We start from the raw sequence: 16438 nt of genomic DNA, 5'->3' as shown, positions 1-16438 counted from the left end.
ACTTTCCCGAAGATACCGACAGAACATGCGCAGCGTCGTACTGGATACCGAAACCACCGGCATGCCGGTGACCGAAGGCCACCGGATTATCGAGATCGGTTGCGTCGAATTGCTGGGCCGTCGTCTCACCGGGCGGCATTTCCACGTCTATCTGCAGCCGGACCGCGTTGTGGACGAGGGCGCCATCGCGGTACACGGCATCACCAACGAGTTTCTCGCCGACAAGCCGCACTTCGCCGATGTGGCCGACGAGTTCTTCGAGTTCATCAAGGGCGCCCAGCTGATCATCCACAACGCGGCGTTCGACATCGGCTTCATCGACAACGAGTTCGCCCTGCTGGGCCAGACGGAGCGTGCCGACATCGTCGCCCACTGCTCGGTGCTCGACACCCTGCTGATGGCCCGCGAGCGCCACCCCGGCCAGCGCAACAGCCTCGACGCCCTGTGCAAGCGCTACGACGTCGACAACTCCAACCGCGAGCTGCACGGCGCACTGCTCGACGCCGAGATTCTTGCCGACGTCTGGCTGGCCATGACCGGCGGGCAGACGCACCTGTCGCTGGCCGGCGATGGCAGCGAGGACGGCGGACGGGCCCAGGCTTCGGTGATCCGCCGCCTGCCGCCGGATCGTCCGCGCACCCGGGTGATCCGCGCCAGCGAGCCGGAGCTGGCCGCCCATGCCGAGCGGCTGGCGGCGATCGAGAAGACCGCCGGCGGCCCGGCGCTATGGCTGCAGATGGAGCAGGCGCAGCAGCAGTAGCCGCGATTTCCAGCGTGGCTGTGGCAGCTTCCGGCCGGCGCTCTGGCTTATCCTGAGGGCGAATTCCCTCAGGACACGGATCGTGTACAAAGACCTCAATTTCCCGATTCTCATCGTCCACCGCGATATCAAGGCTGACAGCATCGCCGGCGAGCGCGTGCGGGCGATCGCCCGGGAGCTGGAGCAGGGCGGCTTCAGCATCCTTTCCACCGCCACCTCCAGCGAGGGGCGGATCGTCGCTTCGACCCACCACGGCCTGGCCTGCGTCCTGGTCGCCGCCGAGGGGGCGGGGGAAAACCAGCGTCTGCTGCAGGACATGCTCGAGCTGATCCGCATCGCCCGCTCGCGCGCCCCGCAGCTGCCGATCTTCGCCCTTGGCGAGCAGGTCACCATCGAGAACGCCCCGGCCGAGGCGATGGCCGACCTCAACCAGCTGCGCGGCATCCTCTATCTGTTCGAGGACACCGTGCCCTTCCTCGCCCGCCAGGTCGCCCGCGCCGCCCGCAACTACCTGGCCGGGCTGCTGCCGCCGTTCTTCAGCGCGCTGGTCGAGCACACCCTGCAGTCCAACTATTCCTGGCACACGCCCGGCCACGGCGGCGGTGTGGCCTACCGCAAGAGTCCGGTGGGCCAGGCCTTCCACCAGTTCTTCGGCGAGAACACCCTGCGTTCCGATCTCTCGGTGTCGGTGCCGGAGCTCGGCTCGCTGCTCGACCACACCGGCCCGCTGGCCGAGGCGGAAGCCCGAGCAGCGCGCAATTTCGGCGCCGATCACACCTTTTTCGTGATCAATGGCACCTCGACCGCCAATAAGATCGTCTGGCACTCCATGGTCGCCCGCGACGACCTGGTGCTGGTCGACCGCAACTGCCACAAGTCGATCGTCCACGCCATCGTCATGACCGGGGCGATTCCCCTCTATCTGCTGCCGGAGCGCAACGAACTGGGCATCATCGGGCCGATTCCGCTCAGCGAGTTCAGCCGCGAGTCGATCGCCGCGAAGATCGCCGCCAATTCCCTGGCCCGCGGCCGCGAGCCCCGGGTGAAGCTCGCGGTGGTGACCAATTCCACCTATGACGGCCTCTGCTACAACGCCGAGCTGATCAAGCAGACTCTGGGCGATGCCGTCGAGGTACTGCACTTCGACGAGGCCTGGTTCGCCTACGCCGCCTTCCACGAATTCTATGTGGGACGCTACGGCATGGGCACCACGCGCTCGGCGAACAGCCCGCTGGTGTTCAGCACCCACTCCACCCACAAGCTGCTGGCCGCCTTCAGCCAGGCCTCGATGATCCACGTGCAGGATGGCGGACGCCGCCAACTGGACCGCGACCGTTTCAACGAAGCCTTCATGATGCACATCTCCACCTCGCCGCAGTACGGCATCCTCGCCTCGCTGGATGTCGCCTCGGCGATGATGGAGGGGCCGGCCGGTCGCTCGCTGATCCAGGAAACCTTCGACGAGGCGCTCAGCTTCCGCCGCGCCCTGGCCAAGCTGCGCCAGAGCCTGGCGCCGGACGACTGGTGGTTCGACATCTGGCAGCCGCCGCTCGGCGCGGCCGGCGAGCAGGGCTCTGCCGCCGACTGGCTGCTGACCCCGGCGGCCGATTGGCATGGCTTCGGCGCCCTGCCCGAGGACTATGTGCTGCTCGACCCGATCAAGGTCACCCTGGTGACGCCGGGGCTGGATGCCGGCGGTCAGCCTGCCGGGCAGGGCATTCCGGCGGTGGTGGTCGGCCGCTTCCTCTGGGAACGCGGACTGGTGGTGGAAAAAACCGGTTTGTATTCCTTCCTCGTGCTGTTTTCGATGGGGATCACCAAGGGCAAATGGAGCACCCTGCTGACCGAACTGCTGGAGTTCAAGCGCTGCTACGACGCCAACCTGCCGCTGGAGCAGGTGCTGCCGTCCATCGCCCATGCCGGCGGAGCCCGCTATGCCGGCATGGGGCTGCGCGACCTGTGCGACCAGTTGCACGACTTCAACCGGCAGAGCGCACGGGCCAAGGCGCTCAAGCACATGTACAGCCTGCTGCCGGAGGTCGCCCTCAAGCCCGCGGACGCCTACGACAAGCTGGTGCGTGGCGAGGTCGAGGCGGTGCCCATCGAGCACCTCGAGGGGCGTATCGCGGCGGTGATGCTGGTGCCTTATCCGCCCGGCATTCCGTTGATCATGCCGGGTGAGCGCTTTACCCGGACCACCCGGGCGATCGTCAATTACCTGCATTCCACCCGCGCTTTCGATGCGCGCTTTCCGGGATTCGGCCTGGATATGCATGGCCTGCAGCATGAGGACGGCCCGCAGGGGCGCATCTACACGGTCGACTGCCTGCGCTGATGCCCCCTTCATCCTCCGCGGCCAGACGGCCGCGGTTGGCCTCGATGCGCCTGGCACGCGTCTTTGGCCGGTTTCGCACTATTGCGCCGTCAATGCTTTTCGATAATCTGCGCTCATATATACAGCCGCTTTCCAGAACTTGTTCGAGTCTTCCGCTATAACCGGAGTGCCATCAATTTGCCTGTTGCCGTTTCGAATATGTCGTCGCGCAGGCGATTGCCAGGGGTTGCGGGGGCGAGCGCACAACTGTTTCCCGGTCGGCCGGAAAAAATCTTGAAAAACAGAGCGGGTGGCATTTTGATTTTATTGTATTTCGATGTGCGGCGAAGTTCTTGTGTGGATTGTTTCGGATAACTTTTCCTGCTTTGGCATTGGCCTGTATCGGTTTCTGGAGTTTCTCTGTTGGTTTAATGCGGGCAGGTGTCCTGTGTTGAGTGATGGCTATCTGGTCTGTTAGTGGCAATTTGCTGATATCATTGTTGTGATAAAAGATTTTTAATGGCTTTTTATATGCTATTGCATCGCAAAAATACTTTTTATAAAAGTATTTGCTGCCTCGTTTTGTTGGGTATTCAGTGATTTGGCTTTTTGGTTTTGCTGAGGCTGTATGTTTTTTAAAGGCGTATTCATACATTGATGTATGTAGTGTGCAACTGGAGTTATGCTTGTTGGTTATCTGAAAGAATATAAAAATCAAAAACATATATCTTTTTTTGTATTTCTTTAGGCCACCTGGCCTGCATTGCCAGGATCTCGCTGCTGGCTTTTCAAGGTGCGATGCCTTGGTTGGCATGCCATGCAGTTTTTGCTCGTGCCGGTCTTGGCGTAATTTTTCGACATTCCCGTTTTGCTTTCGTTTTTTTATGCCATGCAAAAATGTGCGTGTTTCATATGGTGGTGTCTGCGGCGTGATGATATCAAAGTGCCTTTGCTGATTTGTGCAAATTCGATTTGGATTCGGGATTCACTTTCCTGTTTTGTTCGGAATGAATTACCGGGAATTCAGAGTACGCTTTGTTTTGCCAGTAATGTGAAAACCAAGCATGTTGCTACTACATGCCTGATGGCCAGAGGCTACTTTGCTTGCAGGGGCGAGACGCGAATGCCGCCTCTCCATCGAGAACTCGGTTGGCCTTCGGGTGATGTCAATTGAATGGCATTTCCCGCTTTCCAGGGTAGTCGGGGGCCATGCCAGCCGAACGCGAGCACTGCGTGTGAAGCGCTCGAACAAGGAACAAAAGCTTGCGCCGAAAGGTGCATCTTTTTGAGAGCAGGATGATCAAATGGCTAGTCATATTGCAATAACTCCCGCTGGATATCTCGACTCCAAGATTGCGATTGCTGCCTGTCGTGCCGGGGAAATCGGAATCCTCGACCTGGGCTGTCACAACGATCCGGAAGCCACCCGGACAGCCATCGAGGGCCTGGCCGCCAGCGCCGGGCCGAACGCCCAGTGGGGGATCCGCTGGGATACCCTCGGCTCCGCCGAGCGCGGCCTCGAGCAACTGGCCGAATTCATCCCGCAGCGCGTGCCGATCCTGGTGCTCGCCGGTTTCAAGCCGGATGACCTGGTGTTCACCGGCATGCAGCCCAAGGAGCTGGCCGCGCTGAAGAAGAAGATCAAGCGCCTGGCCCGCAAGATCTTCGTCGAAGTCTGGGACCTGCCCTCGGCGCTGGCCGCGGAAGCCTCCGGCTGCGACGGACTGATCCTCAAGGGACACGAGTCCGGTGGCTGGGTCAGTCGCCATTCGAGCTTCATCCTCCTCCAGGAACTGCACGGCCGGGTCAACATCCCCTACTGGGTGCAGGGCGGCATGGGTACCCACACCGCGGCCGCCGCGGTGCTCGCCGGCGCGTCCGGCGTGGTGCTCTGCGAGCAGCTCTGGCTGGCCGACGAAAGCCCCTTCATCGGCACCCCGCAGGCCCGCGCCTGGGCTGCGCTGGATGGCAGCGAAACCCTGCTGATCGGCCCCGAACAGCGCTCGTTCCGTCTCTTTGGCCGCGGTGCCCGCGAACGGCTCGACGAACTCGAGCAGGCGGTGATCAAGGACGAGCCCTGGGAGGCACTGCTGCTCCAGTCCCTCGCCCAGGCGGATGCCCCGCTGGTGCCGATGGGCGAGGACATCGCCCTGGCCGTCGCCCTGGCGCGTCGCCATGGCACCGTCGGGCGCATTCTCGCCGCGCTCGCGACCGGCACCGAGCAGGCCCTGCGCAGTGCCCGCGCGCAGCAGGCGCTGGGTCCGGACTCCCCGCTGGCGCAGCTGCACGGCACCCGCTATCCGATCGTCCAGGGCCCGATGACCCGGGTCAGCGACGTCGACGGTTTCGCCAAGGCGGTGGCCGATGGCGGCGGCCTGCCGTTCATCGCCCTGTCGGTGATGCGCCAGGATCAGGTGCAGACCCTGCTGGCCAAGACCAAGGAACTGCTCGGCGACCAGCCCTGGGGGGTCGGAATCCTGGGATTCATGCCGCTGGAGCTGCGCCAGGCCCAGCTCGAGGTGGTTCGCCAGATCAAGCCGCGCTTCGCGCTGATCGCCGGCGGCCGTCCCGGCCAAGCCCGCGAGCTGGAGGCCATCGGCATCAGCACCTACCTGCACGTGCCGTCGCCAGGGCTGCTCAAGGGCTTCATCAAGGACGGCGCGCGCAAGTTCATCTTCGAGGGCGGCGAGTGCGGCGGCCATACCGGCCCGCTGAGCAGCTTCATCCTCTGGGAGTCGGCCATCGAGACCCTGAGCTCGGTCGAGATCAATGATCCCGAGTCGGTCCAGGTCCTGTTCGCCGGCGGCATCCACGACGAACTGTCGGCGGCGATGGTTTCCGCCCTGGCGGCGCCGCTGGTCGAGCGCGGCATGAAGATCGGCGTGATCATGGGCACCGCCTACCTGTTCACCCACGAGATCGTCAACAGCGGCGCGATCCTGCCGGAGTTCCAGTCCCAGGCCATCGCCTGCAAGGAAACCACCCTGCTGCAATCCGGCAAGGGCATGTACACCCGCTGCGCGGTGACACCCTTCTGCGACGAGTTCAACCGCACCCGGCGCGACATGCTGCTCGCCCTGGAGACCCCGGAGAAGGTCCTCAAGGTGCTGGAGCTGTTCAACATCGGCCGCCTGCGCATGGCCTCCAAGGGCATCAGCCAGAACCCCGACCGTTCGGCAGCCTCCCGCTACGTGCAGATTCCCCCCGAGGACCAGCGCCGCGAGGGCATGTACATGCTCGGCGAAGTCGCCCGCCTGCGTTCCAAGGCGCTGAGCATTGCGGAACTGCACAGCGCGGTATCGGTAGGCTGCGGCGGGGTGCTGGCCCAGCTCGACCAGCGTCTGCCGCGCAAGCGCGCGGCCAAGCGCGTGGCGGCGGAAAGCGACATCGCCATCGTCGGCATGGCCGGCCTGCTGCCCGGCGCCAACGACCTGCGCACCTACTGGCAGAACATCCTCCACCGGGTCAATGCGATCCGCGAGGTGAGCGAGGAGCGCTGGCGCCCCGAGGACTTCTTCGATCCCAAGCGCGGCACGCCCGACAAGGTGTATTCGAAGTGGGGCGGCTTCATGGACGACATCCAGTTCGATCCGTCCCTGTACGGCATCCCGCCGGCCAGCCTGAAATCGATCGAGCCGGTGCAACTGCTGGCCCTCGACGTGGTGCGCCAGGCCCTGGCCGACGCCGGTTTCGACCGCCGCTCGTTCGCCAAGGACCGCACCGCGACCATCTTCGCCGCCGGCGGGATGAACGAGCTGGGCTGCGACTACATCTTCCGCAGCCTGCTCAGCCATTACCTGCCGCGGATCGAGGGGTTGCCGGAAACCGCCGCCAAGCAACTGATGGAAGCGCTCTACGAGCAGGACCTGCCCAAGTGGACCGAGGATTCCTTCCCCGGCATTCTGGAGAACGTCATCGCCGGGCGGATCGCCAACCGTTTCGACCTGCGCGGTACCAACTACATCGTCGACGCGGCCTGCGCCTCGTCGCTGGCGGCCCTCGATGTGGGCATCCGCCAGCTGCGCAGCCATGACGCCGACGTCGCCGTGGTCGGCTCAGTGGATGCCACCAACAACCCGATCGGCTTCCTCTGCTTCGCCCAGACCCACGCCCTGTCGCCGCGCGGGCGCAGCCGTCCGTTCGACGACAGCGCCGACGGCATCGCCCTGGGCGAGGGCGTGGTGGCCCTGGTGCTCAAGCGGCTGGGCGACGCCGAGCGCGACGGCGACCGCATCTACGCGGTGATCAAGGGCATCGGCGCCTCCAGCGACGGCCGCAACCGCAGCCTTACCGCGCCCCATCCGCAGGGTCAGGTCACCGCCCTGCAGCGCGCCTACGAGGATGCCGCGGTCGATCCGACCAGCATCGGCCTGATCGAGGCCCACGGCACCGGCACTGCGCTGGGCGACAAGTCGGAGATCGAATCGCTCAACCTCGCCTTCGGCAAGACCGACATGGCCAGGCAGTCCTGCGCCGTGGGCTCGGTCAAGTCGATGATCGGCCACACCAAGGTCTCCGCCGGCCTGGCGGCGATGATGAAGACCGCGCTGGCGCTCAAGCAGCGCGTGCTGCCGCCGACCATCGGCGTCGAAACGCCGAACTCGAAGATCGACTTCAGCCGTTCGCCGTTCTTCGTCAACACCGAAACCCGTCCCTGGCTGAACGCCACGGACCATCCGCGGCGCGCCGGGGTCAGCGCCTTCGGTTTCGGCGGCACCAACTTCCACGTGGTGCTGGAGGAGTACACCGGCGCCTACCGCGACAGCGATGTCGTCGATCTGCACCCGCGCGATGCCGAGCTCTTCACCTTCCGCGGACAGGACCGCGCGCAGGTGCGCGAACAGGTGCAGCGCCTGCTCGATGCGCTGGAGCATCCCGAGCAGATCGATGTCGCCCAGCTCGCCTATGCACTGCATCTGGAGCAGGGCGCGGCCCGCGCCGGCGACTGCCGGCTGGCGCTGGTCGCCAGCTCCGGCACGGACCTCAAGGCCAAGCTGGAGCTGGGCCTGAAGGCACTGCAGGGCCGCGAGAGCGAAGTGAAGTATCCGCAGGGCGTGTTCTTCCGCGAGGGGCCGGAAACCACCGGCGGCGTCTGCTTCGTGTTCCCCGGCCAGGGCTCGCAGCGCGTCAACATGCTGGCCGACCTGACGACCTCCCTGCCCGAGCTGCATGGCCTGTTCGAGCGCGCCGACGTGCTGCTCGCCGACCGTCTGGAGCAGCCCCTGTCGCGCTACATCTATCCGGTGCCGGTGTTCAGCGACGAGGAGCGCGCCCGCCAGCAGACCGCGCTGAATGCGACCCAGGTCGCCCAGCCGGCGCTGGGAGTGATCGACAGCGCCGCGCTCAGGGTGCTGGGTGACTACGGGCTCAAGCCGGACTTCGTCGCCGGGCACAGCTATGGCGAGTACGTCGCCCTGCATGCCGCCGGGGTGATCGGCCTGGACGACTTCATCCGCCTGTCGGAGGTCCGCGGCCGGCTCGCCGGCGAGGCCGGCCGGCGCAATCCGGGGGCCATGGCGGCGATCGACGCCGACGAGGCCCGCGTCCGCGCGCTGATCGAGCAGCACGGCCTGAATGTCACCCTGGCCAACCTGAATGCCGCCGACCAGACCATCGTCGCCGGTTCGATGGAGGCCATCGAGGCGGCGGCCAGGGTGCTGGGCAACGAGACGCTGCGGGTCAAGGTGCTGCCGGTCAGCGCCGCCTTCCACTCGCCAGCGATGGCCAGTGCGCGCGAAGGGCTGGCGGCCGAGCTGGCGAAGGTCGAGTTCAAGCCGGCTCAGGTGCCGGTGTTCAGCAACACCACCGGCGCCGCCTATCCGGAAGAGCCCGAGGCCATGCGCGCCCTGCTGGTCGAGCACATGACCGAGCCGGTGCACTTCGTCAAGGAGATCGACCAGCTGTACGACGCCGGCGCGCGGATCTTCGTCGAAGCCGGCCCTGGGCTGGTGCTGACCGGGCTGGTCGACCGCATCCTCGCCGATCGCCCGCACACCGCGCTGGGCATCGAGGCGCCCGGACGTGGCGGCTGGGTGCAGCTCGCCCACGTGTTCGGCCAGCTGTTCGTCATCGGCCTGCCGCTGGAACTGGGCCGCTGGTTCACGGGGCGTGGCTACGCGGCGCTGGCGGTGGCGGAGGTGTTCGCCCGCGCCAAGGCCAGGGCCGTGCCCGGTCCGATGATCTGGCGTGTCGACGGTGCCCACGCGGTACCCTGGAATGCGCCGGCCAAGGCCCGTCCGGCGATCACCCAGGCGCCGGACGCCGCCGCGCCGACGAGTCCGGCCAGCGCGCCCAGCCCGCTGCCGGCGGCAGCGCCTAGGCCCCAGGCACAGCCGGTCGCGAGCACTTCGACCGTCGCCCATGTCTCTTTCGCCCGACCGGCAGTCATTCCGGTCAACGTCAACCGCCACGCGCCACAACGGAGGTTCAGCATGGCAAACGACAACACGCTGCGTACGGGGGATCTCCCGGCAGAGATGGAGGCCCCATCGCTGTTAAACGTCGCACACGTTCAGGAAGTCATCGCGCAGTTCATCGCGCTGCAACGCGACCAGCAGGACACGCTGCGCCGGTTCCTCGATTTCCAGAGCAGCCTCGCAGGGGCTGACCTGGCAAGCGTCGGCGAGCCGCGTCCCAGCCTGCAGGTAGTCTCCCAGGCCGGGCTGGCGCCGGCACCGGCGCCGGTACTGCCGGCCCAGGTGCTGTCGCTGCACGCCGCCGCTCTGCCGGTCGGCCGCGAGCCACAGGTCGCCACCATCGAGGGCTCGGTCCAGCGCAGCGAGGTGCGTACCGAGGCGCCGAAGCTGGCGGTCGCCGCAGCCGCTCCGGCTGCTCCAGCCGCCAAGTCCGCCGCTCCCGCCGGCGTGGCCTCCACCGAGGCGTTCAAGGCCGACCTGCTGCTGGCGGTTTCCGAGCGCACCGGCTATCCGGAGGACATGCTCGACCTGGATGCCCACATGGAAGCCGACCTGGGCATCGACTCGATCAAGCGCATCGAGGTCCTGAGCCAGCTCAAGGATCGCCACAACCTGATGGCGGGCCGCGACGAGGAGACGATGTTCGAGGAGCTCACCGGCCTGAAGACCCTCAACGAGATCGTTACCTGGTACGACAAGCTGCATGGTTCCCCGGCTGCCGGGGAAGGGGCCCAAGCCTCAAAAAAAGCACTGACTCCGCCGTCGGCATTGCCGGCTGAGACGGCGGAGTCCGCAACAGACGTTGCGCCGGAACAAGTAGTGCATTGCTACACCGTCAAGCCCGTCGCCGCGCCCCTGGGCGCGGTCGCCGGTCCGCAGCCCGCAGCCGCTCTGCCGGTCCTGCTGGTGGGAGCCGACTCGGAACTGGCTGCGGCCTTCCGGGCCGCCCTCGGCCAAGCCGGGCATGCAGTGAGGCAGATCGTTCCGGGCAAGGAAAATCGCGTACTGGGTGATGGGCGCTTCGAGTTCGATCCTACCTCGCTGGAGTCGGTGCAGGCGCTGCGCGGTCTGCTCGGCGAGGAGCGGATCGGAACCCTCGTCAGCCTGCTCGGCGTGCCGGCCGGGGAAGGCGACGTCATCGCCCCGGCCAAGGTCCTGTTCCTGCTGTGCAAGGTCTTCGACCAGGACCTCAAGGCCGCCACGCGTGACGGTGCCGGCTGGCTGCTCAGCGTCACCGCGCTGGATGGCCGCTTCGGCCTCGAGCGCTCGCGCGAGCTGCCCATCGAGTCTGCCGGTACCCTGGGCGTCGCCAAGTCGGTGGCGCGGGAGTGGGGTGACGAGGCTCACGTCAAGTGCATCGACCTGTCGCCGGCCCTCAAGGTCGGGGAGATGGTCGAGCGGGTACTGGGCGAATGGGCCGCGCAGACGCCGGTGCTGGAAGTCGGCTACGGCGCCGAAGGGCGCTGCCAGCTGGAGCTGAGCCTGCAGGCGGCTGGCCGTGCGGCCGTCCCGCCGGTCCTCGAAGAGGGTGCCGTGGTGCTGATCACCGGCGGTGCCGGCGGCATCACCGCGGAGATCGCCACCGCCCTGGGCCGGGAGTACCGCCCGCAGCTGGTGCTGGCGGGACGCAGTCCGCTGCCGGAGGAGGAAGCCGAGGACACCCGCGGCATCGCCGACCCGGCGAAGCTCAAGCAGGTGCTGATCGGCAAGCTGCGCGGCGAGGGGGATGCGAAGGTGAAGCCGGCCGAGGTGGACCGGGTCTTCAAGCGCCTGCTCAAGGATCGCGAGATCCGCGACAACCTGGCGCGTCTCGAGGCGACTGGCGCGAAGGTCGAGTATCACGCCGTGGACGTGCGCGACGGCGAGGCCTTCGGCCAACTGATCGACGGGATCTATGCGAAGTGGGGGCGCCTCGACGGCGTGCTGCACGGTGCCGGGGTCATCGACGACAAGCTGATCCGCGACAAGACCCTGGAGTCCTTCGCCGCGGTGTACGACACCAAGGTCGCCGGTGCCCGGGTGCTGGCCAGCCGGCTGCGTCCGGACGGCCTGAAGTTCGTGCTGTTCTTCTCCTCCATCGCCGGCCGTTTCGGCAATGCGGGGCAGAGCGACTACAGCGCGGCCAACGAAGTGCTCAACAAGCTGGCCGACAGCCTCGGCCATGTCTGGCCCGGCGTGCACGCGCTGGCCATCGACTGGGGTCCCTGGAAGTCCGGAATGGTCGGGGACCAGATGCTCAAGTTCTACGCCGAACGCAACATTCATCCGATCCCGTTGGCTATCGGCACCCGTCACTGCCTGGAGCAGATCCGGCGGGGCAACACCGGTGAGACGGAACTGGTGATCACGGCGAGTCTCGAGCAGATCGTCGAGCAGATGCAACCACGCAAGAGGCGTGATTCGGGGCGCCAGTCCTAGGTAGGAACGGCCCGCGGTAGAAGTTATTCCCGCGCGTTCGCGCGCGGGATCGCTGTAGAGGCACCCGCTCAGTCAAGGAGGAAATACCATGAGCAGTCCCCACAACGCAGTTCTTACCGGGTTCACCCCCGTACAACTGGCCAAGCCCATTCCCCAGGCGCTGACCCTGGAGCTGTCGGCCTACGCCTTCGCCCGCGCCTACTGCCTCAAGAACGGCATCGCCGAGGGCGACGAGGCGGGCTTCGCCCAGGTCTACCAGACGGTCAAGGAGAAGTTCGACAAGTACGCCCTGTCGTCCGCGCAGATCAAGCGGCGCCAGCTGATCTTCTTCCCGAAGGTTTCCGACATCCGTTTCGCCAACGGCCACGTCGAGATCGCGCCGCCCGAGCATCCTTACCTGCGGCTGTTCGATATGATCGATGACCCGCGCGGTGCGGACCTCAAGGTGCGCCACGAAAGCTACGCCAAGGTCGTCGATCAGGGGCTGGAGCTGATGTTCAAGGACGTCGCCGAAGCGCCCGACGACCTGATCCACGTGACCTGCTCGGGCTATCTGTCGCCGAGTCCGGTCGAGCGGATGGCGGCCAATCGCGGCTGGTTCGAGACCACGTTGACCCATAGCTACCACATGGGCTGCTACGGCGCCTTCCCGGCGATCAAGATGGCCCACGGCATGCTTTCCTCGTCGCACTTCGGCCTCACCCCGATCAAGGACCGGGTGGACATCGTGCACACCGAACTGCTCTCGGCGCATAACAACATCGTCGATGCGCGGGCGGAAAACATCATCACCATGACTCTGTTCGCCGACGGGCTGATCAAGTACTCGGTGCTGTCCGAGAACGAATTGCACCGCCAGGGCGGGCATGGCCTCAGGATTCTGGCGATGAACGAGCACCTGCTGCCCGACTCCGCCGACGACATGACCTGGATTCCGGGATCGCACCAGTTCCTGATGACCCTCACGCCCATGGTGCCGGTGGTCATCAAGCGCCATGTCCGCGACTTCGTGGTGAAGCTGCTCGAGCGCGCCGGCATCGAATTCGAGCACGAGAAGCGCGAGCTGGTCTTCGCCATCCATCCGGGCGGACCGAAGATCGTCGAGCACATCCAGGAGGATCTGGGGCTCGCCGACGAGCAGGTGGCGATCAGCAAGAACGTGTTCCAGGAGAACGGCAACATGTCCTCCGCCACGGTTCCCCACATCCTCAAGCAGGTCCTCGAGGAGGTGGATATCGGCACGCGTGTCGTGTGCCTGGGTTTCGGTCCAGGACTGACTGTCACCGGAATGGTGTTGGAGAAGATATGAACGACATGGTCAATCCGAACGGTGCGGTCCTGACCGGCTTCACGCCGGTGCAGATGGCCAAGCCGATTCCCCAGCGCATCACGCTCGAACTGACGGCCTATGCATTCGCCAAGGCCCACTGCCTGAACCACGGCATCACCGACGAGGAGAGCTTTCTCGACGTCTACAAGACGGTCAAGGAGAAGTTCGACAAGTACGCCGTGTCGCCTGCGCAGATCAAGCAGCGGCAGCTGGTCTACTTTCCGAAGCTGACCGACATCCGTTTCGGCGAGGGCACCTTCGATGTCGCCGATCCCGAGCCCGAAGAGGCGCACCTGCGGCTGTTCGACATCAAGAAGGATCCGCGCGGCGCGGACCTCAAGGTGCGTCACGAAAGTTTCGCCAGGGTCGTCGAGGAAGGAGTCGAGCGGATGTATGCGGCCGACGCTCCGGCGCCCGACGATCTGATCCACGTGACCTGCACCGGCTATCTGTCGCCGAGTCCGGTCGAGCACGTGGTGTCGAGGCGCAAATGGTTCGAGACCACGGTGACCCACAGCTACACCATGGGCTGCTACGGCGCCTTCCCGGCGATCAAGATGGCCCATGGCATGCTCGTCTCGTCGCGCTGTGGTGTCACGCCGATCAAGCACCGGGTGGACATCGTGCACACCGAGCTGATGTCCGCGCACCACAACATCACCGAATGGCGGGCGGACAACATCATCTCGGCGACCCTGTTCTCCGACGGGCTGATCAAGTACTCGGTGCTGTCCGAGGAGGAGCTGCGCCGGCAGGGATTGCGCGGCCTGCGCATCCTGGCGATGAGCGAGCACCTGTTGCCGGACTCGACCGACACCATGATCGGGGTGCCCGGCCCGTACCAGTACGTCATGAGCCTCTCGCCGCTGGTGCCGGTGATCATCAAGCGGCATGTGCGGGCCTTCGTGGTGGACCTGCTGCAGCGCGCCGGCATTGACTTCGAGCGGGACAAGGACGCCCTGAGCTTCGCCGTCCATCCGGGCGGGCCGAAGATCGTCGAGCACGTCCAGGAGGAGCTTGGCCTCTCCGAGGATCAGGTGGCGATCAGCAAGGGCGTTTTCTTCGAGCACGGCAACATGTCTTCCTCCACGATCCCGCACATTCTCATGCAGCATCTGGAGGAGACCACTGTCGGCACTCGTATCGTATGCCTCGGCTTCGGGCCGGGCCTGACCATCACCGGACTGGTTCTGGAGAAGATATGAGCAGCGCAAGCCTTTCCCATCTGGTACTCGATACCAACAGCGAAATGCCCCTGATCGCCCGCGTCTACGAGGTGGAGTCCGCCGAGGAACTGCGCAGCGAGGAGCCTGTCGAGGAGGCCGTGGCGGTCGTCGCCGAGGTGGAATTCGAAGCCGAATCGACGCGCGCCCGGGAAGCGGTCCGGCCGGCCGCGCGTGCGCCCCAGGCCGAGTCCGGGCCTGCCGCCAAGCCGCTGGAGGAGGGCAGCCTGCCCTTCGTCGGCCAGGTGCTGGCCTACGCTCCCGGCGAGTCGCTGCTGATCCAGCGCCGGCTGCACCTGGACGAGGACCTGTACCTCGCCGATCACGCCTTCGTCCATGCCCCCGGGGTCAAGCCGGTTTCCGCCTGCATGCCGGTGCTGCCGCTGACCATGAGCCTGGAAGTGATGGCCGAGGCGGCGGCCTGTCTGGCGCCCGGCCTGGGGCTGATCGGCTTCGAGGACGTCAAGGCCACCCGCTGGATCGAGGTGTCCGACTGCGACAGCGAGCTGCTGAACATCAGCGCCCGGGTGAAGGAGGTCGATGCCGACGGCCAGGTCTGGCGCATCGCCGTGGCCCTGCAGCTCGAGGGGCAGGACATGCCCTCGACCACCGCGACCGTGCTGTTCTCCACGGCCTACCGGGTCGATCTCGACCTGGCCTTCGGCAGCTTCAGCAACCCCTACCGCCTGCCCCTGACCGGCGAGGACATCTACCGGGAACGCCACATGTTCCACGGGCCGTGCTTCCACTGCCTGACCGGCGAAATCATCATCGCCGACGAGGGCGCGGTGACGGACCTGGTGACCCGGCCGCCGACCGAGCTGTTCCGCTCGATCAGCCAGCCCCAGCTGCTGATCGATCCGGCCCTGTTCGACGGGATCGGTCAGTTCATCGGCGTATGGGCGATGCAGCATGACCGCTACGTGCTGCCGATCGGCTTCGGCAAGCTCGAGCTGTACCGCTCGACGCCGCCGGCCGGCACCCGGGTGCCGATCCGCATCGAGATCGTCCGCGACGAAACCATGACCATGTACGCCAACGTGGAGATCCAGGACGGTTCCGGCGGGGTCTGGCTGCGCGTGCGGGAGTGGGGGAGCATCAAGTTCCGCCATCCGGCCCAGGTGCTCGATTTCCGCCGCCAGCCGACCCGGCATCTGCTGAGTCGTTCTCTCGCGCTGCCGTCGCTGGCCAAGGGCGTGCAGTGCTGCCTGATCAGCAAGGCCGATACCCAGGGATTCGACCCGCTGCTGCTGGCGCGTCACTACCTGCATCTGGACGAGATGGCGGACTTCGTCGCCAAGGCCGGCGTTCCGCCGCGCCAGCAGCAGTGGCAGCTCGGCCGGGTGGCGGCGAAGGATGCGGTGCGCGCCTGGCTCGCCGCCCGCAGCGAGCAGCCGGAGATGCTGCACCCGGCGGCCTTCGTCATCGACAGCGATGCGGCCGGCCAGCCGCTGGTGGCGGCACTGGAAGGCCATGCGCGGCTGCCGAGGATCAGCATCGCGCATTGCGAGGACCAGGCGGTGGCGCTCGCCGGCGAGCAACCGCTGGGCATCGACATCGAGCAGATCCGTCCGCACGCGGCCGGCTTCCTGGAAAGCTTCAGCAAGGCCGGCGAGCGCGAGCTGCTGGACGAGCTGGCGACCGAGGGCGAAGTGCGGGACGAATGGATCACTCGTCTGTGGTCCGCCAAGGAGGCCGCCGGCAAGCTGCTGGGCACCGGTGTGAACGGCGCCCCGCAACGCTTCGAGGCGATCGCCATCGACGGCGCCGGGAACTTCATCATCCAGGTGCGCGACAGTGATCGGCTGATCAACGTGCACAGCGTGCGTGAAGGGAATTTCGTCATCGCCTACGCAGCTACCGAGACAGCGGGCGCATCCGGCCGATAACCGGCGAAGTATCCGGGTCCTGCGGCATACGCCGCAGCCCGGTCACGCCCCGGTTTCGCGGAGTGCAGGGGATTTCAAGGCATTGGAC

Annotated in this window: 7 protein-coding genes; 6 read left to right on the top strand and 1 reads right to left on the bottom strand. The window is 65.9% G+C overall.

Translation table 11 applies throughout. From position 1 onward, the window contains the following. The first annotated feature begins 25 nt into the window (after positions 1–25). The gene (dnaQ, locus tag EV691_RS00265; protein ID WP_131298066.1) at positions 26–760 is read left to right on the top strand and encodes a DNA polymerase III subunit epsilon; all 735 of its coding nucleotides are present in this window, start codon (positions 26–28) and stop codon (positions 758–760) included. An 82-nt stretch (positions 761–842) separates the two neighbouring features. Continuing rightward, the gene (locus EV691_RS00260) at positions 843–3095 is read left to right on the top strand and encodes an arginine/lysine/ornithine decarboxylase (protein ID WP_131298067.1); all 2253 of its coding nucleotides are present in this window, start codon (positions 843–845) and stop codon (positions 3093–3095) included. A gap of 172 nt (positions 3096–3267) precedes the next feature. On the opposite strand, the gene EV691_RS00255 is transcribed toward EV691_RS00260, so the two are convergent. Further along, positions 3268–3888 (bottom strand): hypothetical protein, encoded by a 621-nt coding sequence (locus EV691_RS00255; protein ID WP_131298069.1) that lies wholly within the window; start codon positions 3886–3888, stop codon positions 3268–3270. Between the two features lie 490 nt (positions 3889–4378). Here EV691_RS00255 and EV691_RS00250 point away from each other — a divergent pair, with 490 nt between their 5' ends. The 4 genes from EV691_RS00250 to EV691_RS00235 all read left to right on the top strand — a co-directional run bounded on the left by EV691_RS00250 (position 4379) and on the right by EV691_RS00235 (position 16350). Continuing rightward, the gene (locus EV691_RS00250) at positions 4379–11908 is read left to right on the top strand and encodes a type I polyketide synthase (RefSeq protein ID WP_131298071.1); all 7530 of its coding nucleotides are present in this window, start codon (positions 4379–4381) and stop codon (positions 11906–11908) included. Between the two features lie 88 nt (positions 11909–11996). Further along, complete coding sequence (locus EV691_RS00245) at positions 11997–13217, top strand: type III polyketide synthase (RefSeq protein ID WP_131298073.1); 1221 nt, start codon at positions 11997–11999, stop codon at positions 13215–13217. Next, positions 13214–14443 (top strand): 3-oxoacyl-[acyl-carrier-protein] synthase III C-terminal domain-containing protein, encoded by a 1230-nt coding sequence (locus EV691_RS00240; RefSeq protein WP_131298075.1) that lies wholly within the window; start codon positions 13214–13216, stop codon positions 14441–14443. Before EV691_RS00245 ends, EV691_RS00240 begins: the two co-directional genes overlap by 4 nt. Next, the gene (locus EV691_RS00235; protein ID WP_131298077.1) at positions 14440–16350 is read left to right on the top strand and encodes a 4'-phosphopantetheinyl transferase superfamily protein; all 1911 of its coding nucleotides are present in this window, start codon (positions 14440–14442) and stop codon (positions 16348–16350) included. The genes EV691_RS00240 and EV691_RS00235 overlap by 4 nt, the downstream gene beginning before the upstream one ends. Positions 16351–16438 lie beyond the last annotated feature (88 nt).

It is taken from the genome of Azotobacter chroococcum, assembly GCF_004339665.1.
In the GTDB taxonomy this organism is placed as follows: Bacteria; Pseudomonadota; Gammaproteobacteria; order Pseudomonadales; family Pseudomonadaceae; genus Azotobacter; species Azotobacter chroococcum.
This window is presented reverse-complemented; position numbering and strand designations above follow the sequence as displayed.